The organism is Halorubrum coriense DSM 10284 (assembly GCF_000337035.1).
Lineage (GTDB): Archaea > Halobacteriota > Halobacteria > Halobacteriales > Haloferacaceae > Halorubrum > Halorubrum coriense.
On sequence record NZ_AOJL01000060.1, the window covers coordinates 376702 to 395835 of the forward strand.

The 19134-nt window shown below is 70.4% G+C and carries 22 protein-coding genes; 11 read left to right on the forward strand and 11 right to left on the reverse strand.

Annotated features, from left to right (window positions below; all coding sequences use genetic code 11):
* Positions 1-39: 39 nt before the first annotated feature.
* The 4 genes from thrC to C464_RS15370 form a co-directional block, all read right to left on the reverse strand.
* Positions 40-1323, reverse strand: a complete 1284-nt coding sequence (gene thrC / locus C464_RS15355; protein WP_006114681.1) for a threonine synthase — start codon at positions 1321-1323, stop codon at positions 40-42.
* Between the two features lie 79 nt (positions 1324-1402).
* Positions 1403-1618: a DUF7569 family protein gene (locus tag C464_RS15360; protein WP_006114682.1), complete on the reverse strand. Its 216-nt coding sequence runs from the start codon at positions 1616-1618 to the stop codon at positions 1403-1405.
* Between the two features lie 77 nt (positions 1619-1695).
* Positions 1696-2373 (reverse strand): uracil phosphoribosyltransferase, encoded by a 678-nt coding sequence (upp, locus tag C464_RS15365; RefSeq protein ID WP_006114683.1) that lies wholly within the window; start codon positions 2371-2373, stop codon positions 1696-1698.
* 91 nt (positions 2374-2464) lie between these two features.
* Complete coding sequence (locus C464_RS15370; protein ID WP_006114684.1) at positions 2465-2695, reverse strand: hypothetical protein; 231 nt, start codon at positions 2693-2695, stop codon at positions 2465-2467.
* 58 nt (positions 2696-2753) lie between these two features.
* On the opposite strand from C464_RS15370, the gene C464_RS15375 reads away from it, so the two are divergent.
* Positions 2754-3080: a CopD family protein gene (locus C464_RS15375; protein WP_006114685.1), complete on the forward strand. Its 327-nt coding sequence runs from the start codon at positions 2754-2756 to the stop codon at positions 3078-3080.
* Between the two features lie 101 nt (positions 3081-3181).
* The gene (locus tag C464_RS15380) at positions 3182-3421 is read left to right on the forward strand and encodes a hypothetical protein (RefSeq protein ID WP_006114686.1); all 240 of its coding nucleotides are present in this window, start codon (positions 3182-3184) and stop codon (positions 3419-3421) included.
* Between the two features lie 60 nt (positions 3422-3481).
* On the opposite strand, the gene C464_RS15385 is transcribed toward C464_RS15380, so the two are convergent.
* Positions 3482-4741: a CobW family GTP-binding protein gene (locus C464_RS15385; protein WP_006114687.1), complete on the reverse strand. Its 1260-nt coding sequence runs from the start codon at positions 4739-4741 to the stop codon at positions 3482-3484.
* A 135-nt stretch (positions 4742-4876) separates the two neighbouring features.
* Between C464_RS15385 and C464_RS15390 the strand changes: the two genes are divergently transcribed.
* From C464_RS15390 to C464_RS15405, 4 genes are all read left to right on the forward strand, one after another.
* On the forward strand, positions 4877-5086 hold the full coding sequence (locus tag C464_RS15390; RefSeq protein ID WP_006114688.1) for a hypothetical protein: 210 nt from the start codon (positions 4877-4879) through the stop codon (positions 5084-5086).
* A 90-nt stretch (positions 5087-5176) separates the two neighbouring features.
* Complete coding sequence (locus tag C464_RS15395; protein WP_006114689.1) at positions 5177-5473, forward strand: hypothetical protein; 297 nt, start codon at positions 5177-5179, stop codon at positions 5471-5473.
* 28 nt (positions 5474-5501) lie between these two features.
* Positions 5502-6455 (forward strand): ArsA family ATPase, encoded by a 954-nt coding sequence (locus C464_RS15400; protein ID WP_006114690.1) that lies wholly within the window; start codon positions 5502-5504, stop codon positions 6453-6455.
* A gap of 274 nt (positions 6456-6729) precedes the next feature.
* Positions 6730-8616 carry a carbon starvation CstA family protein gene (locus tag C464_RS15405; RefSeq protein WP_006114691.1) on the forward strand — a complete coding sequence of 629 codons (1887 nt, stop codon included), beginning with the start codon at positions 6730-6732 and terminating at the stop codon, positions 8614-8616.
* Between the two features lie 40 nt (positions 8617-8656).
* Here the strand turns inward: C464_RS15405 and C464_RS15410 are convergent, their stop codons facing one another.
* Positions 8657-9289, reverse strand: coding sequence for a hypothetical protein (locus tag C464_RS15410; RefSeq protein WP_006114692.1), 633 nt, complete (start codon positions 9287-9289; stop codon positions 8657-8659).
* Positions 9282-9662, reverse strand: a complete 381-nt coding sequence (locus C464_RS15415) for a cupin domain-containing protein (RefSeq protein ID WP_006114693.1) — start codon at positions 9660-9662, stop codon at positions 9282-9284. Before C464_RS15415 ends, C464_RS15410 begins: the two co-directional genes overlap by 8 nt.
* Positions 9663-9854: 192 nt before the next feature.
* Here C464_RS15415 and C464_RS17675 point away from each other — a divergent pair, with 192 nt between their 5' ends.
* The 5 genes from C464_RS17675 (at position 9855) to C464_RS15440 (ending at position 12383) form a co-directional block, all read left to right on the forward strand.
* The gene (locus tag C464_RS17675) at positions 9855-10490 is read left to right on the forward strand and encodes an IS6 family transposase (RefSeq protein ID WP_006114694.1); all 636 of its coding nucleotides are present in this window, start codon (positions 9855-9857) and stop codon (positions 10488-10490) included.
* Positions 10491-10554: 64 nt separating this feature from the next.
* Positions 10555-10806, forward strand: coding sequence for a hypothetical protein (locus C464_RS15425; RefSeq protein ID WP_006114695.1), 252 nt, complete (start codon positions 10555-10557; stop codon positions 10804-10806).
* A gap of 132 nt (positions 10807-10938) precedes the next feature.
* Positions 10939-11625, forward strand: coding sequence for a DUF5828 family protein (locus tag C464_RS15430; RefSeq protein WP_006114696.1), 687 nt, complete (start codon positions 10939-10941; stop codon positions 11623-11625).
* Between the two features lie 88 nt (positions 11626-11713).
* The gene (locus C464_RS15435) at positions 11714-11953 is read left to right on the forward strand and encodes a hypothetical protein (RefSeq protein ID WP_006114697.1); all 240 of its coding nucleotides are present in this window, start codon (positions 11714-11716) and stop codon (positions 11951-11953) included.
* A 55-nt stretch (positions 11954-12008) separates the two neighbouring features.
* On the forward strand, positions 12009-12383 hold the full coding sequence (locus tag C464_RS15440; RefSeq protein WP_006114698.1) for a helix-turn-helix domain-containing protein: 375 nt from the start codon (positions 12009-12011) through the stop codon (positions 12381-12383).
* 21 nt (positions 12384-12404) lie between these two features.
* Here C464_RS15440 and C464_RS15445 read toward each other — a convergent pair whose 3' ends face one another.
* The 4 genes from C464_RS15445 to C464_RS15465 all read right to left on the reverse strand — a co-directional run bounded on the left by C464_RS15445 (position 12405) and on the right by C464_RS15465 (position 18671).
* Complete coding sequence (locus C464_RS15445) at positions 12405-14540, reverse strand: S9 family peptidase (RefSeq protein ID WP_006114699.1); 2136 nt, start codon at positions 14538-14540, stop codon at positions 12405-12407.
* Positions 14541-14654: 114 nt separating this feature from the next.
* On the reverse strand, positions 14655-15248 hold the full coding sequence (locus tag C464_RS15450) for an IMP cyclohydrolase (protein WP_006114700.1): 594 nt from the start codon (positions 15246-15248) through the stop codon (positions 14655-14657).
* A 388-nt stretch (positions 15249-15636) separates the two neighbouring features.
* Positions 15637-16230: a KEOPS complex subunit Cgi121 gene (gene cgi121, locus C464_RS15460; protein WP_006114701.1), complete on the reverse strand. Its 594-nt coding sequence runs from the start codon at positions 16228-16230 to the stop codon at positions 15637-15639.
* The gene (locus C464_RS15465) at positions 16227-18671 is read right to left on the reverse strand and encodes an ATP-dependent DNA helicase (protein WP_006114702.1); all 2445 of its coding nucleotides are present in this window, start codon (positions 18669-18671) and stop codon (positions 16227-16229) included. The genes cgi121 and C464_RS15465 overlap by 4 nt, the downstream gene beginning before the upstream one ends.
* Positions 18672-19134 lie beyond the last annotated feature (463 nt).

Consider the following 19134-nt stretch of genomic DNA (forward strand, 5'->3'; position numbering starts at 1 on the left):
GTGGCGTCCGCGGCCGCACCGATCGGCCGCGTCGACCGATCAGTCGTGGAGGTGGTCGACGACTGCGTCGGCGTCGTTCGGGACCGGTTCGGGGTCGCCGCCGGCCTCGTAGGCGGCGTCGGGGTCCTTGAGGAGGTGGCCGGTCGTCAGGCAGACCACCCGCTCGTCGTCGTCGACGACGCCCTCGCGGCGGAGCTTCTTGAGGCCCGCGAGGCTCGCGGCGGAGGCGGGCTCGACGCCGACGCCCTCGCTTGCGAGGTGGCGCTGCGCGGCGGTGATCTCCGGGTCGCTCACGGCGACGGCGGTCCCGCCGGTGTTGCGGATGCCGGGGAGCGCCTTCGGCGCGTTGACGGGGTTGCCGATGCGGATCGCGGTCGCGCGCGTCTCGACGTCCTCCCAGCGTCGGATCTCGTCGTTCCCCTCCTCGACCGCCTCGACCATCGGCGCGGCGCCCTCCGCCTGGACGCCGGTGAGCTTGGGGACCTCGTCGGGATCGAGTGCGCCCGACTGGACGAGCTCGCGGAACCCCTTATAAAGCGCCGAGGTGTTCCCGGCGTTGCCGACGGGGAGGACGATGCGGTCCGGGAAGACGCCGTAGTCGGCGTAGAACTCCTCTAAGATCTCGAAGCCGATCGTCTTCTGGCCCTCCAGCCGGAACGGGTTCAGCGAGTTGAGCAGGTACGCCTCGCCGCGGGCGGCCAGCTCCTGAACGATGTCGAGGCACGCGTCGAAGTTGCCGTCGACCTCTAAGATGCGCGCGCCGTGGAGGCTCGCCTGCGCGATCTTCCCGGCGGCGACCTTCCCCTCCGGGAGGAGGACGAGCGTCTGCATCCCGCCGCGGCCGCCGTAGGCCGCGAGCGCGGCCGAGGTGTTCCCGGTGGAGGCGCACGCGAGCGCGCCGACGCCCAGCTCTTTCGCGACCCGGACGCCGACGGTCATCCCACGGTCTTTGAACGAGCCGGTGGGGTTCATCCCCTCGTGTTTGAACCGGAGCGCGTCGACGCCGACCGCCTCCTCGATGCGTGGGACGCGGTGGAGCGGGGTGTCGCCCTCGGGCAGCGTGACGCCGAGGTCGAAGGGGAGCCCCTCGCGGTAGCGCCAGACGCCGCGGTCGGGGCCGTCCGTGGACGCGCCCGACCCGAACTCGTCGAACGTCGGCGGGTCGGCGTACCGGACTTCGAGGAGACCGTCGCACTCGTCGCAGGTGTACCGGACCGCCTCGAACGGGGCGAACGTCTCGTCGCACGCGATACACGCGAGCCACGTCCCGTCGTCGGCGCAGTCGGGCACCGCCGGGGCCGCGGCGTCGATGGCAAAATCCATTACGTCGGCGTCGGTACCGACGGGGCTTAAGACGGGCGGTCGGAACGGACGTTGCCGCCCGAAGCGAACGCGTTCGGCCTCAGTCGACGATGATCTCGGAGCTCTCGTCGCCCCCGTCGTCGCCGGAGCCGAGGCGGTCCTGATAGCGCTGGATCCAGTCGGCGAAGCAGTCGGGGCAGAGCCGCTGGGTGTCGATGTTCGCCCGGTCGACGCTCAGCCGGACGGTGCGCGCGAGCGCGTCCGTGGTGGGGTCGCCGCAGGCGTCGCAGGGCTCGGTCGTCGGCGCGTCGCTCATGTCCTACCGGTCGCGGCGGCAGCTCTTAAAAGTACGTCGGCGGACCGGGGAACGGCGGCGGGGGCGACGGGACGGCGTCAGACCGTCCGGAACGCTCGGTCGCCGGCGTCGCCGAGGCCGGGGACGATGAACCCGTCGTCGTCGAGGCGGTCGTCGATGGCGACCGTCAGCAGGTCCGCCTCGGGGACAGCCTCGCTCACGCGGACGAGGCCGGCGGGCGCGGAGACCGCGGAGAGGACGAACAGGTCCTCGAAGTCGTCGGCCTCGTCGAGGACGTGGTCGAGGACGGCGGCCATCGTCGACCCGGTCGCGAGCATCGGGTCCGCGACGATGACGGTGTCGTCCGGCCGGATCTCGGGGAGCTTCACGTAGTCGATAGTGATCGGGAACTCGCCGTCCTCGGTCATCCCGGCCGCCTCGTCGCGGCCGGCGGAGATGACGCCCTGCTTCGCGCGGGGGAACGCCTTCAGGAGCCCCTCGACGAAGGGCGTGGCTGCGCGGAGGACGTTGATGATCACCACGTCGTCGAGGCCCTTCACGCGCTCGCCGGTGGTCTCCGCGAGCGGGGTCTCGACCGGGACGTACTCGGTCTCCATCGCGCCGTCGATGATCTCGTAGCCGCAGATGCGGCCGAGCTTCACCAGTCCCTTGCGGAACGCGACCTGCTCGGTGTCGACGTCGCGCAGCCGCGAGAGGGTGTCCGTCGCCAGCGCGTGCGTGATGAGGTACGCGTCGTCTCGGTCTTCGATCGTCATCGTTCGGAACCGCGCCCGGAACGGTCTTAAAACGTGGCAAATCGGGCGCTCGCCGGGTCGCGTCCGGGGGGCGACCGCCCCCGCGAGGGGCCTAGCGGAGCGCGACGACGTACGTCACCGCGAAGAGGATCACGGCGAGCGTCGCGACGTTCCGGAGCGACAGCGTCGCCGTCCCAACGAAGTCGAGCCCCCAGACGATCATCCAGGCGAACCACGCCGAGAGCACGGCGTTCATGACGAGCAGCACCTTGGGGTCGCCCGAGGAGCGCTCGACGCCCTCGCGGATCCCGCCCTCGTCGCCCGCGTCACCGTCGGCGCTCATACGCCGACTCGCGGCTGTGCGCCACTTAGCTCTTGTCCGTCCGGGTCGTACGGCGCCCATGGTCGACCCGGTCCGCCTCCGCAACCGACGCGGGGAGTCCGTCGACGCGGTCCCCTTCCTCGTGACGACGGGGCTCGCGTTCGCGCTGGTCTTCTCGTTCGGGCCGCTGTACGGGCTCGCCTACGGGCTGTCGCTGTCTGTCGCGCTGGTCCTCTCGGCGGCCGCGTTCGGCGTCGCGGCGTGGGTGGCGTACCGGCAGCTCGTCCGGTGCGCGCCGCCGGTCGACGCCGGACCGCTCCCCTCCGGCCCGCGGTTCGAGCGACTGCTGTACGCGGGGATCGGGCTGGGGCTCGCCTTCCTCGCGCTCACGCTGCCGCTGCTGTGACGAGGCGTCGGGGGCGCGGACCGGCGACCTCCGCGGGTCACCTGTGCGAACGGCTCGCACGACACCGGGGAACTAACAGGAACGATGCGAATAGTTATTATATGGGCATCTTCGAGACGGTGACCGACGCGCTGGCGGGGTCGACGGGGACGGCACCGGGGGCCGCCGGCGACGACGGCTCCGAGGGGGCGTACTGGTGCGACGACTGCGGCGTCCGCGTCCGCGACGTCGACGTCGACGACGAGGGGCTCGACCGCGACGCGGAGGGGACGCCGACGTGTCCCGACTGCGGCGACGCGATGCGGTTCGAGCGCGCGACCGGCGGCGGCTGCGCCTGCTGACCCGGCCGGCGGGAGACGGCTGCGCCCGCCGAACCGGCCGATCCCGGTCGGGCCGACGGACTACGGCTCTCGGAGCGCGACCTCGTCGCCCTGCTCGGTCGGAAACGGGGCGGGGTCGGCGTCGGCGGGGTCGTCGCCGATCCCCGGGTCGCCGAGCTCCGCGACTTCGGCGTCGGTGACGAGCGCGTCGTCGAGCCGCGAGGCGAGGGCGTCCTCGTCGACGCGGGTGCCGATGACGACGTACTCGGTCAGCCGGTCGCCGCGCTCGGCGTCCCAGTCGAGGTTCGGGCGATTGGAGCGAAGCATGTCGCGCTCGACCGACGGGAGCCCGGCGATCCACGGGCCGAGCGCGGTGACGCGGACCGACCGCGCCGCCTGCCCGACCTGCTGGCGCTGGTCGGTGCCCGCGACCCACAGCGTCCCCTTCGACCGGACCACGTCCGGGGGGAGGTCGCGGAGGACGGCCGCGATCCGGTCGGGGTGGAACGGCCGCCGCCGGCGGTAGGTGAAGGAGTCGACGCCGTACTCGGCCTCCGGATGGCGGTGGCCGTGGTCGTCACCGTCGTGGTCGTCCCGTTCGTCGTCGTCGCTGTGGCCGTGACCACGGTCTTCGTCGAGCGCGCGCTTCCAGCCGGGGAGGTCGCCGAGTTCGCCCGCGTCGAACAGGCCGACGCCGAGGAGGCGGTCGGGGTCGACCGCGGAGAACTCCGTGACGACCGTCTCCGCGTCGGGCTGGAGCGCGCCGACGAGCGCGGTCGCCTCGTCGACCTCGGCGTCGGTACAGAGGTCCGCCTTGTTACAGACGACGAGGTTCGACACCTCGATCTGCTCGACGAGGAGGTCCGAGAGCGGCCGGTCCGCGTCGCCGGGCGCACCGCGTCGCTCGGGTGTCGACTCCCCGCCGAAGGCGTCGAGGAACTGCCGGGTGTCGACGACGGTCACGAGGGCGTCGACCCGGTACCGCGCCGCCGCGCGCGACTCGGTCGTGAACAGCCGGGCGACCGGGGCGGGCTCGGATATCCCCGACGACTCGACGACCAGCGCGTCGAACGAGCGCTCGTTCGCGAGCCGCACCACGGCGCTCTCGAGGTCGTCCTGAAGCTCGCAGCAGATACAGCCGTTCGACAGCTCCGTGACGCCCTCGACGTCGACCGCCGACTCCTCGGCGATCAGGTCCGCGTCGACGTTCACGTCCCCCATGTCGTTGACGAGCACGGCGATATCGCGGTCGCCGGCGTTCCGGAGGAGGTGGTTCAGGAGCGTCGTCTTGCCGGCTCCGAGGCTCCCCGAGAGCACGGTGACCGGGATCCGGTCGTCCATGGGCGTGGGTGTTCGGGGAGCGACTTCAACGCCCCGGCGCTCGCGGCGACGCCGACGCGGGCCGGGGACGAACGACCCGGACGCCCGTCGTCCCGAGCCGATACGTTGATACGCCGGGGTCGTCGAACTCGCGCCATGGTTCTGTCCGCCTCCGCCGTGTCGCTGGTCAGCGTCACGGTGACCGTGCTGATGATCGCCGCGATGCTGTACCTCGTCTGGGGATCGCTCGACAGCGACATCCACTCGCCGAGCCCCGGCGACGAGGACCGTCCCGAAATCGACGACGCCGAGGACGCCGACGCCGACGACGCCGCGGGCGAACTCTCCGACGGACGCTCCGCCTGAGGCCCCGCGAACCGAGAGGGAGGCCGCGCCGCGGACAGCGGCGACCGGACCGCGACAAGTTTTAACACGGGAGGAGTGTCATGAGAGATGATGACAGTAGCCGACCGGATCGAGAGGTTTCGGGCGGTCCTCGAGGAGTGGGTCCGGGGCCTGTACCACGGGATGGTCACGCACCCGGCCTACGAGAAGATCGAGAAGGAAGCGGAGGACACCGAAGACGAGTTCCTGCTCGCGTGCTTCCCCGACGCGTTCGGTATCCCCTCGCCGGTCTCGTACTACACCGCCGAGCTGCTCCCCTACCTCGAAGACGAGTTCGAAGCGTGGGAGCGGCGGCTGTGGGACCGCGAGAGCCTCATCGAGCGGAAGGGCCAGCAGTACCACTTCTGATGACGGACCGCACCTCACGCCCCGAGTGATGGAGCGGTTCGTCTTCTTCGGCGGCAAGGGCGGGGTCGGGAAGACCACCGTCTCGTGCGCGTACGCCCACCGCTGCGCGCGCGACGGTCTCCGAACGCTCGTCGTCTCGACCGACCCGGCCCACTCGGTGTCGGACGTGTTCGACCAGCGGTTCGGGGACGAGCCCGAGTCGGTCGCGGGCGTCGATGGGCTCGACGCGCTGGAGATCGACCCCGAAGACGAGATGCAGCGCCACCTCGACGAGATCCGCGAGTCGCTCTCTGAGCAGGTGTCGGCGGCGATGGTGTCGGAGATCAACCGCCAGCTGGAGATGTCCCACGGGACGCCCGGCGCGTACGAGTCCGCGCTCTTCGACGCGTTCGTCGACGTGATGCGGTCGGAGAGCGAGCCGTACGACCGGGTCGTGTTCGACACCGCGCCCACGGGGTCGACGCTGCGGCTGCTCGGGCTGCCGGAGTTCCTCGGCGACTGGATCGACCGGCTGCTGTACAAGCGGAAGCAGTCGATCGACCTGTTCGAGAAGGCCGCGATCGGCGACATGGAGCCGCGACGCCTGCTGGAGGGCGACCCCGTGATCGAGCGGCTCCAGGAGCGCAAGGAGTTCTTCGAGTACGCCGGGGAGACGATGCGGTCCGACGCCGCCTTCTTCCTCGTGTTCAACCCCGACCAGCTGTCGGTCAACGAGACGGCGCGCGCCATCGAGGGGTTCACCGAGCGCGACCTGCGCGTCCGCGGGCTCGTGGCGAACAAGCTCACGCCGCTCCCCGACGACGACGAGGCCGGGAAGGGGGCTCGCTACCTCCGCGAGAAGGTCGCGACCGAGCGCGACCGGCTCGCGCAGGTCCGCGACGAGTTCGACCCGCCGCTCGTCGCCGAGATCGAGTCCCGAACCACGGAGGTCCGCGGCGACGTGCTCGCCGACGTGGCCGCGTCGCTCGACGTGGAGCCGTAGGTTCCTCGGAGCCGAGCGCGCGGCTGCGGGCCGCGGGCCGGAACCGCGCACAGCGACGACCGGAACCGCGGGTGGTGGGGATGTGCGACCGCGTCCGGGTGCGCGCGAGGCGGGTCGGCGGCCGTTTGGCGCGAATTTTACCGGTCCATCAGAAAAATTAAGTTCGTTTCGACGGTGAGTACGGTCTCTCTATCGAGCGAAATCGGAGATCATCATGAACGAAGATAACGTTTAAGTTGAACATAGTGAATCGATACCACGAGGCAGGGACCCTATGACAAGTGTAATCTGGATCGTCGTCGCCGTGCTCAGTACGTTCACCGTGGGCTACGTGGGGTACTCGCGGTACCTCTCTCGGTTCGTCGACCTCGACGACGAACGGGAGACGCCGGCACACAAGTACGAGGACGGCCAAGAGTACGTACCGGCGAAGAAGCCGGTGCTGTTGGGGCATCACTTCTCGAGTATCGCGGGCGGCGCGCCGATCGTCGGACCGATCACCGCGGGGGCCATCTGGGGCTGGGTGCCGGCGCTGCTGTGGGTCGCCATCGGCAACCCGCTGATGGGCGCGGTCCACGACTTCATCTCGCTGTCGGGGTCGATGCGACACGAGGGGAAGTCGATCGGCTACATCATCGGCGAGTACGTCGGCGAGCGCGGCAAGGACATGCTGCTGTGGTTCGCGTTCCTCACCATCATCCTCGTGGTGGCGGTGTTCGCGCTCGTCGTCGGTATCGTGTTGAACGCGTTCCCCTCGGCCGCGACGGCGAGCCTCGTGTACATCGCGCTGGCGTTCGGGTTCGGCGTCTACCTGTACCAGCTCGACGGCCCGTTCCTCCCGGGGACGGTAGTGTTCGTCGCGGGCGTGTTCGCGGGCGTCTGGCTCGGTATCCAGTACCCAATGGCGCTGTTCCCGGCCGTGGAGACCGGCGCGTACCCCGCGGGGACCATCGTCCTCTTGGAGTTCCTCGGGAACGGCGCGTGGCTGCCCGGCGCGGTGGTGAGCGCGGACGCCATCCTCCAGCCGAACGTCGCGGCGTGGGTGCCGGTCATCCTCGTCTACGCGTCGCTGGCGAGCGCGCTCCCGGTGTGGGTGCTGCTCCAGCCCCGCGACTACCTGTCGTCGTTCCTCCTCTACTCGGGGGTCGGCGGCGCGCTGCTCGCGATCATCGTCGGGACGCTCCTCGGCACCTCGGCCCAGCCGCTGACCGTCGATCCCTCGATCGGCGCGTACATGGGCTTCTTCGGCAGCGACCTGGCGATCGGGGAGCGCGGGATCACGCCGCTGTTCCCGCTGCTGTTCGTCACCATCGCCTGCGGGACGATCAGCGGGTTCCACTCGCTGGTGTCGTCGGGGACGACGGCGAAACAGCTGAACAAGGAGAGCGACGCCCGCCTCATCGGCTACGGCGGCATGCTCGGCGAGGGGCTGCTCGCGTCCGTCGCCATCTCGACGCTCGCCGTGGCCGGGGCGACCACCGCGGCCGCGGGCGGCGGCATCGGGGGTGCGCTGCCGAACTTCGCGACCGGCGGCGGGATCATCCTCACCAGCCTCGGGATCCCGCAGAGCTTCGGCGCGCCGTTCATGGCGCTCGTCCTGGTGAGCTTCCTGCTCACCTCGACCGACACCGCGGCGCGGCTCGGGCGGTACATGATGGAGGAGATCGTCGGGACGACCGGGAGCGGAACGACGACAGGCTTCTCCGCCGACCTCGGCAGCGTCGCCAAGGGCCGGTACACGAACCCGGCCGTCCAGTCGCTCGTCGCGTACCTGCTCGTCATCTCCGGCGAGTGGGTGACGCTGTGGGCGCTGTTCGGCGGTGCGAACCAGCTCCTCGCGGCGTTGGCGCTGCTCGCCGGCACCGTCTGGCTCGCGAACTGGGACGAGTCCAAACAGCTCGCCTCCACCGGCGTCCCGATGACGATCATGGTGACGATAACCGTCCTCGGGCTGTCGTGGGTGGCGCTGTGGGACAACCTCTACCAGAAGCTCATCCTCGGGAACGTGGCCGGGCTCAGCGGACAGATATCGGCGGTGGTCCAGATGGGGCTCGCGTTCGTCCTCATCTACCTGGCGCTGTCGCTGGTGCGGATCGGCTACGACAACATCACGACCGTGCGGGGCGGCAGCGGCGCGACGGCCGAACCGAGCGACGACTGACCCCGGTTCGACGCGGCTTTTTCGAAACGACCGGTGACGCTCAGCGCCAGAAGCGCTTCGCGAACCGCGAGAAGAACCCCTCGTCCGGCTGGTCGACCCGCTCCCACAGCCGGAACGCGGCGGCGGCGTCGGCGTTCTCGCTGGCGACGAGCGCCTCGCGGTCGGGGGCGACCGCGACGAGGTTCACCTCGTAGTGGCCGTAGTAGCCGAACTTCAGCAGCGTGCGGTCGCGGAACCCGGCGACGAAGTCGGCGACGTCGTCCGGGATGCGGTCGGCGACGACCGCGACGGTGACGTCCGTCCCGTAGTGTTCCTCGTGTCCGTCGACGCGGTCGTCGGCGACGCCGTGCGCGAACTCGACGAGGCGCTCCAGCTCTCCGACGCTCGGGGTCGACACCCGACGGACGTACACGAACTCCCGCATGTCGTGGTCCGCGTAGCTCAGGGCCGGGTGGAGGAACTGCTTCTGGTTCCGCACCCGCATCTCCGCGGTCATCTCGAACCGCTCGCCGTCGACGGCGACGTCGCGGTCGAGGTCGTAGCTGTACATCAGCCGGTCGGAGACGCGGTCGAGGTACTCGTCGTCGTAGTCGGGGACGGCCTCGCGGATCTCCGCCGGTAGCTCCTCCGGGTTCCGGCGCTCCCCCTCGCCCGGCGTCGCGTTCTCACTCATCGTCGGGGTCGTACGGGACGGCGTCGCCGGAGACCGGCGGCGCGCCGATCGCCAGCACCGTCACCGGCTCGTCGGCGTCCGCCGGGTTGTACGCCCGCTGCGGGCTGCCGGGGTCGACGACGAACAGGTCGTCGGCCGGGACCTCGTAGGTGCGGTCGGGGGTCTCGACCGCGAGCGTCCCGTCGAGGACGTAGAACGCCTCCTCCTGCGTCTCGTGGGCGTGGTAGGCGAGTGGGAGCTGCTCGCCCGGCGCGGCCCTGAACCGGTTGATCGCCGCGGCGTCGAGCCCGCCGGGGTCGGACAGCTTCCGACACTCGCAGGGCCGGTCCGGCTCCGGGTCGACCGAGTCGACGTCGACGACACGATATCCCATGGGAACACATTCCACGGAGCGGCTAAAAAGGGCGTCGGGAGCGGACGGTCCCCGAGCGTCGAACCCCACGCGGGGCGACGACGGAGCGAGCCCGACAGTCCGGCACGGGCGCGAGCATGCTTGAGGCGGCCCTTTTGCGACGGTGTTCAGATAAGGTTTGAAAGGTGAGGCGGTGCGTTTTCAAAGTGATTCATGCCCGAAAACGACCGCCTCAGCGGCTGTTTAGACGATATCAACTTAGAGTTTGTGGAGCGAGAGGCAACACCGAAGTTGTTGATGAAGCTCAGTATTCAGCTCCACCTTGCTGGATTATCGCTTTCGAATACTGTTTCATTTCTTGAGGTGTTTGGTGTTGATCGGGTTCGATCCACTGTTCACAACTGGGTTCACAAGGCCGAGCTACAGCCGGAATCTGGTCGCAGCCCGAATCACATTGCGGTCGATGAAACTGTGATTCAGCTTGACGATGAACAGTATTGGCTGTACGCCGCCGTCGATCCTGACTCAAACAATTTGCTCCACACGAAGCTTGAACCGACAAGAACGAACGTGATCGCGGATCAGTTTTTCGCGGAACTCCGCGACAAACACGACGTGGACGACGCGATCTTTCTCGTTGATGGTGCGGTTCCACTTCACCGAGCATGTGAAAAACACGGCCTCGATTTTAGATGCGAACGACATGGAAATCGGAACAGCGTCGAACGTATATTTCGTGAACTAAAACGCAGAACTACCAGTTTCTCAAACTGTTTCAGCAACGCCAAAGCAGAAACTGCTGACGAGTGGCTGAGATCGTTCGCTTTCGCATGGAATCAGCTTATCTGAACACGAGGCCTTTTGCGAGGCGGAGTTTTAACCGGAAGGACCACGTTGTATGTCGTGAGGAACCATGACAGACGAGGGAGACGAAGCGGACGGCGCGGTCGAGGCCGAGGCCTGCGGTCGCTGCTCGATGTCGACGGTGGTGGGAGCGGTGGCGGAAGACCAGTCCCCCGAGGAGCACGCCGAGCGCGACCCGTTCCGGGGCGAGCGGATCGAGGTCGACGAGTCCGCCGTCCGCCGCGCGTCGCCGGCCGGCTACCTCGGTGACCTCAAAGAGCGGCTCGACGCGGTCGCGCGCCGGATCGCGTACGGCGAGTAGGCGTCGGCCGGGGTCTCCGGGCCGGGTCGCGCTCGGCGAACCGATGGCGGTGTCGAGCCCGGCAGACGGGGTCGGCGACTCACGTCAGTTCGGGGAGACTTATACGCCTCCGTGCCGTAGCGGGAGCAACCGATGGAAGAGAGCATCTCCGGTTTCAAGGTGCGCGGCGACTGGGGCGACGTCGTCGAACACGGAGAGCGAATCTCGCTGGCGCTCCGCGAGGTCGGCGTCGACGAGGACGCCTACTACGAGTTCGACGAGTGGCGTCCCAAGACCCACGAGCGCATCGACGAGGACGTCTCGGAGAAGACCGCGGCGCAGGCGTCCGTCGACGAGGGCGAGGGCGAGCGCGCGGGGCAGTCGCCGGGCGACGACCTCCAGACGGCCGGCGAGAAGCTCACGGAGTCCTACGAGCAGGTCGAGGAGAACGACACCGAGAGCGCCCGCGAGAGCTGGGGCGAGTCGATCGAGCACGTCGCCCGCGCGGCCGACTCGGCGAGCCGGAAGGCGCTCCGGCGGGTGGAGGACGCCGTCTACCGGAACGTCATGACCCAGATGGCCCCGTACTACTTCGACAACGAGCTCGTCAGCGCCAACGTCCAAGAGGTCGCTCGCGCCGAGGACGGCGAGACGTTCGTCTTCGAGGTGAACGTCAACGACGACGAGCTGAAGGCGGAGGTCTCCGGGGTCCTCGACGAGTACGAGTCGGAGATCGACCGCTGGCACGTCGAGACGGAGAAGCGGACCGACGACGTCGCGGCCGCCGAGGGCGTCGAGCCGCCGGTCGAGGAGGGCGGCCCGGACTCGACGACGACGTGAGCCGACCCGACGACCGCGCCGACGCGTCGGCCGGCCTCCGTCGAGACACATCGGTCGCTTTTAATTCGCCGACCGCCGAATCACGCCCATGAGCGAGGTACTTCGGGTCGAGGCGGGAGAGCTGTCCGTCGACGAACTCATCGACGCGCTCAACGACGGACAGCGGATCCTCCTCGACGTCGAGGTCGCCGGCGCGAGCCACGAGGTCGCCCTCCGGTACGACGGGGAGACGTACCACTGCGACACGCCGACGAACCTCCACCGGCACGCCGACGAGTCGGGCATGCGGGGCTGTATCGACCAGATGGGCTACGCGTCTCGGGAGTGACGCCCTCGCGTCGGGGAAACCGACATTTAACGTCGCCGCGCGCGAATCGAGTCGTATGAGCGACCCCGAGATCGAGGACCTCGTCGGCGACCGCTCGCCGTCGTTCGAGCACGTCCTCTCCTGCGTCTTCGGCGTGCGAGACCACGAGAGCCGGGCGTACCTCGCGCTGTTAGAGTACCCGGGCAGCACCGTCGCCGAACTCGCCGACGCGCTGGACCGGGACCGGTCGAACGTGAACCGCTCGCTGTCGACGCTACGGGAGAAGGGACTCGTCGAGCGGCGGCGTCGCCTCCTCGACTCCGGGGGGTACGTCTACCAGTACACCGCGACGCCCGTGCCGGAGGCCAAGCGCCGCCTCCACGACGCGCTCGACGAGTGGGTCGCCGACGTCCACGACGCCATCGACGGGTTCGACCCGGACGAGCGCTGACCCCGTCGCCCGCGGCGGCGACTACGCTTCCGATTCCTTCGACTCCTCCGACTCCTCCCCGGCGCTCAGCCCGTCGTCCTCGGGGCGGTCGAGCGCGCGCTCGGCGTCGTGGTACTCGGAGTAGCCGTCGAACCAGCGGGCGATCCGCTCGATGCGGTCGACGACGTGCGCGGGCTCGCCGGACCGCGAGAGCTCGTGGCCCTCGCGGGGGTACCTGACGAACCGCGTGTCGACGCCGTTCTTCCGTAAGAGTCGGTGGTACAGCTCCGCCGTACAGATCGGCGTGCGCGTGTCGTCCTCGGAGTGGATCAGCAGCGTCGGCGTGTCGACCGCGTCGGCGTGGCCCGTCGGCGACTGCTCCCAGAGCCACTCCGGCTCCGCCGAGGGCACCGTATCGAAGTCGCCCTCGACGAGCTTGTAGGCCGCGTCGGTCGAGCCGTAGAAGCCGGTGAGGTCGTAGACGCCGCGCTGGGAGACGGCCGCGCGGAAGTAGTCCGTCTGGCCGACCGCCCACGCGGTCATGAAGCCGCCGAAGGAGCCGCCGGTGACGAACGCGTTCGAGTCGTCGATCTCCGGGCGGTCGGCGACCGTCTCGACGCCGGCCATCACGTCGCGGAGCGTGACCGCGCCCCAGTCGCGCTCGATCGCCTTGGTGAACTCCTCGCCGTAGCCGGTGGAGCCGCGCGGGTTCGACCAGAAGACGGCGTAGCCGCGGGCCGCGAGCGTCTGGAACTCGTGCCACATCGTCCCGGCCGTCGACCACATCGCGTGCGGGCCGCCGTGGATCTCGACCGCGAGCGGGTACTGCCCGTCCGCGTCGGCGGACTCGCCGTCCGCGTCGCCGACGTCCGCCGGCGGCGTCAACAGCCAGCCCTGAATCTCGACGCCGTCGGACTCGAAGCGGATCTCCTCGGGCTCGGCGACCGCGCGCTCGTCGAGGTAGTCGGCGTTCAACTCGGTCAGGCGGGTCGTCTCGTCGGTCGCGGCGTCGTAGGCGAACGCGTCGCCCGGGTGGTCCCACTCGCTGGCGGCGTACGCGACGGTGATCGACTCGGGCCCCGCGTCGGCGTCGCCCCCGACGGTCGCGCCCGAGACGGTGCCCGGACGGAGCAGGCGCTCGGGGTCCGCGCTCCCGTCGGCGGGGACGCGCCACAGCGCCGTCTTCCCCTCGTCGGGCGTCGCGAAGTACAGCGTCTCGTCGGCGGGCCCCCACTGCGGGGTCGTCCCCCGGCCGAGACCGCGGTCGATACCGCCGGTGAGGTCGGTGACCGCGCCCGACTCGGCGTCGAGGACGCGGAGGTCCGTCGGCTGCATCGACACCTGCTCCGGCTCGGCGTGCGTGAACGCGACGCGGCCGTCCGCGGTCGCCGCGAGGTCGGCACCCCAGCCCGTCGTGGTGTGGACGCGCTCGGCCTCGCCCGCGTCGAGGTCGCGGGCGTGGATCGCGATCTCGACGGAGTCGTCGGGGTCGTCACCGACCGCCTCGGTGTAGTACAGCGTGTTGGCGTCGCCCCACGAGGGCGCGGCGAAGTCGGCGTCGCGGTCGGTCACCCGGCCGACCGCGCCCGACTCGGCCGGGTCGGGGTCGGTGACGCCCCCGACGGTCGCGTCCGCGTCGACGACGTACACGCCGGGGCGGCGGCCGTCGAAGTGACGCTCGGCGGCCCGGTAGACCGTCCGGTCGATGACGCGGGGGTCCGGGTGCTCCTCGGGCTCGTAGTCGTCCGGCACCGCGAGGTCGCGGTCGGCCTCGCGGTCGTCGGCGGTCACGGACTGGACGAACGCGATCCGCTCGCCGTCGGGCGACCACGCGATCGACGAGACGCCGCCGACCACGTCGGTGACGCGGCGGGCCTCGCCGCCGTCGAGCGGGAGGACCCACAGCTGCTGGCGGTCGTCGGCCGCGCCGCGGGTGGAGGTGAACGCGATGCGGTCGCCGGAGGGGCTCCAGCGCGGCTCGGCGTCGGAGCCCTCGGCGAGCGTGAGCCGACGGGGGTCGGCCTCGCCCGCGGTATCGACGACGTACACCGTCGTCTCGTAGCTGTCGTCGTCGTCCGGCTGTCGGCGCACGAAGGCGACGCGCTCGCCGTCCGGCGATATCCGGGGGTCGGACGGGACCGCGATGTCGTGGTAGTCTGCGGCGGTGATCGGCTCCATGCGTGTGGGTCGGACGGGGGAGGCAAAAGGCGTCGGGAGGCGGAAAGGCGGTCGGCCGCGCGGGCGACGCGGCCGCCGGGCCGGAGCCGCGGCCCGCGCGCGGTCTTCCGCCGCTCAGTCGTCGCCGTTGTCGAACGCGAGCGAGACGCCGTCGTCGTCGACGGTCGCGCCCGCGGCGCAGACCGGGTGTTCGAGGTCGGCGTCGAGCAGTTCGGTCGCGACGGACGCCGCGTCGGTCGCCGTGAGGTCGTACGGCTCGGGAGAGTCGGTCTCGTAGGTCGCGACCACGGTGGGCTCCTCGACGGCCTCGACGAGCAGCGCGTCGCGCCGGACCGCGCCGATCGTCGCCGACTCCGCGCCGACGACGCCGGCGACGCGGGGGGTGTCGTAGTCGTCCTTCTCGTAATCGAGCGCGAGCAGGGCCGACGCGAGCGCGTCGCGGGCGGGGTAGCCGCGCTCCAGCTTCTCGGCGATCGGGTCGACGTGCGAGCCGTTTCCGAGGACTGCCAGCGGCTCGTCCGCGGGAGTCTCGACCGCCCGCGCGCAGTTGTACGAGACGTAGGGGTTGTCCGTCTCAGGCGCGTTCGCGGTCGGGCCGACGGTGAGCGTTCCGTCGCGGTCGCGGACGCGGCGGTTCGGGAACGAGCGCGAGGAGACGCGGTAGCCGCCGATGCCGGGCGCGACGACGACGAATCGTCCGACGTACATACAGCTTCGTGCGGATTGTGCCGGTTAAAACGCGTCGATGTGCGCACGAACGCGATCTGAGCGAGATCCGAACGCGACTCGTACCGGGGCGGCGCTCGTCGCGGTCGCGGCGGCCGTGACGGCGACGGACGCCGACGCTGGGCGATCTCGTCAAGCGATCGCACGGCGACCGTAACGCGCAACGCTTACAAACACGTACTGGCTATCGGTAAATGCGCAGTCCATTGGGGTAGTGGCCAATCCTGTTGCCTTCTGGGGGCAACGACCCTGGTTCGAATCCAGGATGGACTATTTCTCCGCGTCTCGTTTCGACTGGAACCGAGAGGTATCCCCGTCCCGGGGTTTCCAGTCGAAACGAAGGGGTTGACAGCGGCGTTCGGACGCGCGCTCACTTCTCGACGTCCAGCAGCGCGACCCGCTCGCGGACGGCGTCGGCGAGGTCGCCGTTCGTCGCGGCGAGCTCGCGGTCGGTGACCCCGTAGAACTCGCGGACGCGCTCCTCGTCGGCCCCGGCCGAGAGGTCTTCTCCGTCGGGGATCTCGGTCGAGTCGGTCGCGAGCGACCGGAGAGAGTCGACGGCCCCGTCGAGGTCGGCGGCGGAGCGCTCGACGCCGGGGACCGCGCCGAAGTCCGCGGCGAGGACGACGGCGCGCCGCTCGCCCTCGGAGATCCCGAGTTCGAGCGCGCGGTCGATCTGCCTGCGGCCGGCCGCGTACAGCAGGACCTCGACGCCGGGGTCGCGCGCGACCGCCTCGCCGCGGGCGATCGCCCGCGCCGCGAGCCGCGCCGCCTCGCTGAGCTGCGTCGCGGAGACGACGAGGCCGGCGTCGAACGCCTGGACGACCGCGCCGGTCTCGGCGGCGGTCGCGTCGAGGTCCGCGAGGAACGCGTCGAGGTCACCGATCGCGAAGGTGCCGGCGACGAGGCGGACCGCGGGGTCGGGCGCCGGTTCCCCGTCGCCGCCGGCCGCGGAGTCGGTCATCCGAAATCACCCAGACTGGCCTGTCCGTCGCCGTCGCCGTCGGCGTCCGCGCCCGCGGTCGCCGCCGCGGAGGCCGAGCTGTCGGGGTCGACGCCGTCGAGCGAGGGATCCTCGCGGCCGGCGTTCTCCAAGATGCGCTCGGCGGTGCGCTCGCGGCCGCGGAGCGCGCCGAGGACGACCGCCTTGTCCGCCTCGCGGAGGTCGGCGCGGCTCTCGATGCCGGCCTCGTAGAGGCGGCGGGCGCGCTTCCGGCCGACGTTGCGGACGCCCGCGAGGTCGAGCAGCTCCTCGCGGACCCCGTACTCCAGCCGCTTGCGGGCCTCGCGCACTTGGACGACGGTGTCGCCGTCGATCCCCTCGACGTCGCGCGCGAGCGTCTCCGCGGCCCGAAGCAGCCACTCGGCGGTGTCGACCTTCCCGCGGATGTCACCGGGGCCCACGCCGTACCGCTCCGCGATCCGGTCTTCGTCCACCTCGTTCGCCCAGTCCTCCAGCAGGCGGGCCGTCTTCAGCGCGGCGAGCCAGTCCTCGAATCGCACGTCCTCGTACTCGGAGGGGACGTCGCCGAGCAGCTCCGCCTCGCGCTCGTAGCAGACCTCGGTGTACTGCTCGCGGTCGCCCGACTTGAGGTACAGCTCGTAGGTGTCGGGAGTCCGGCTAACGAGGTGGTAGAGGCCGAGCGGCGTGACCGCGGGTGCGGGGTCGTCGTCGGCCGCCGACTCGGAGGCGGTGGCGTCCGCCGCGTTGTCCTCGCCGGCGCGGGTGTACGTCGTGAAACCGGCGTCGTCGGCGTCGGGGGCCGGCTCGTCGGCCGCGACGAACTCGTCGCCCTCCCCCGTCGCCCCGTCGTCCGCGACGGTCCGGAGCCCGTCGAGGATCTCGGCCGCGCTCATCGGGTCGAGGTAGAGCCGCGAGACGGTGTGGCCGATCCCGGTCGCGGCGAGGCCCTCGCTCCCGCCGTCGCGGTCGCGCTCGACGAACCCGTTGACTTCGAGGTAGTCGAGGACGGTGTCGGTGACCGCGGCGAGCCGTCCCTCGTCGTCGGTCTGCGTGGCGTAGAGGGTGTTGTCGAGGAAGGAGAGCAGGCCGTCGCGGGTGGCGGCGAAGCCCGAGGCGACCGTCGCGAGGACGTGGGTGCGGAGGGCGGGCTCGGCCGCGAGCTTCGAGCGGACCGGCTCGGCCTCGGCCCAGACGTACCGCTCGAAGAGCTCTTCTTGCGTGTCGGCGTCGTTCGCGAGCAGCACCGCCTCGCCGTAGGGGTCGAGCCCGGGGCGACCCGCGCGGCCGCACATCTGGTGGACTTCGAGCACGTCGAGCGGTTTCATCCCGCCGAACTCCCCGTCGTAGCGCCGCCAGTCGCGGACGATCACGCGGCGCGCGGGGGTGTTGACGCCGGCCGCGAGCGTCGGGGTCGCGGAGACGCACTTGATCAGGCGGTCGCGGAAGGCGTCCTCGACGAGGCCCCGGTGTTCGCTCGCGAGGCCGGCGTGGTGGAACGCCGACCCCTCCTCGACCGCGTCGGCGAGGTCCTCGGAGGTGTCGGTGTCGGAGACGCCGCGGATCTCCTCGGCCAGCTCGCGGAGGCGGTCGCGCTCGTCCCCGGTGAGCCGCGGGCCGGTCACGTCGGTGAGCTTTCGAGCCGACGACTCGGCGTTGCGCCGGGAGTTGACGAAGACGAGCGAGGAGCCGCCCTGTCCGTCCTCCTCGGTGTCTAAGGCGTCGCCGACGAGCTTCGCGGTCTGGTCCTCGCCGCGCTCGACGGGGACCTCGCGCTGGCGCCCGTCGTCGAAGTTGATCGCGCTGCCGAAGTGGACGCCGGTGTGGAGCTCGATGGGTCGCCAGTCGGATTCGACGAGTTCGGCGTCGAGCCAGTCCGCGATGACATCCGCGTTACCGACGGTCGCCGAGAGCGCGACCGTCTGGAGGCCGGGGTTCACCTTGCGGAGCTTCGCGAGGGTCACTTCGAGGGTCGGACCGCGGTGCGAGTCGTCGACGAGGTGGACCTCGTCGCTGACGACGCAGGTGAGGTCGTCGATCCACGGCGCGCCGTTGCGGATGAGGGAGTCGACCTTCTCCGAGGTGGCGACGATGATATCGCGGCTGGCGAGCCACTCGCCGTCGGAGTCGTAGTTGCCCGTGGAGACCCCCACGGTGACGTCGAACTCCTCCCAGCGCTCGAACTCGGCCTTCTTCTCGCTGGCGAGCGCGCGCAGCGGGACGATATATAGGGCCTTGCCGCCGCGCTCGACGGACGACAGCATCGCTAACTCGGCGATCAGCGTCTTGCCGGACGCGGTCGGCACGGCCGCGACGAGGCTCTCGCCGTCGACGACGCCGGCGTCGACCGACGCTTCTTGGGGCGGGTACAGCTCCGCGACGCCCTCCGCTTCGAGCGCCTCGCCGACGCCCGCGGGGAGCCCGGAGAGCGAACTCGGTTCCATTACCGGAGTCTGGGCCCCGGCTCGATTTAAACCGTCGGAAGGCGCTTCTGCGCGTTTTTAAGCGAGAGACGTAGACGACACAGATGTCAGCGGTCGGCGCGCGCCTGCGAGCGGCCGCCCCTGGCGGCCGCGAGTCAGCGCCGTGCGAGGGAGTCAGTCGCCCGAAGCAGCGCGAAGGGCGACTGACGAGGCTGGGGAGGCGCGAGGTGCTGTGCGGTGCTGGGCGGGGCGGGACTCGAAGGGGCGGCCGCGAGGCGGGCGGAGACGACGCAAGCACCGCAGGGAGCGAGCAATGCGAGCGACCGAGGAGCGTGGTTCGAGACGCCTCCGGCGTCGCGTCATCACGAAAGGCGCGAAGCGCCTTTCGAACGACAGCGAGTGTCCGCCCGCCTCGCGGCCGGGGCTTCGGAGGTGTTCGCCGCCGACCCGTAGACAGCCACCTATAATCATTCATTCAAAAATA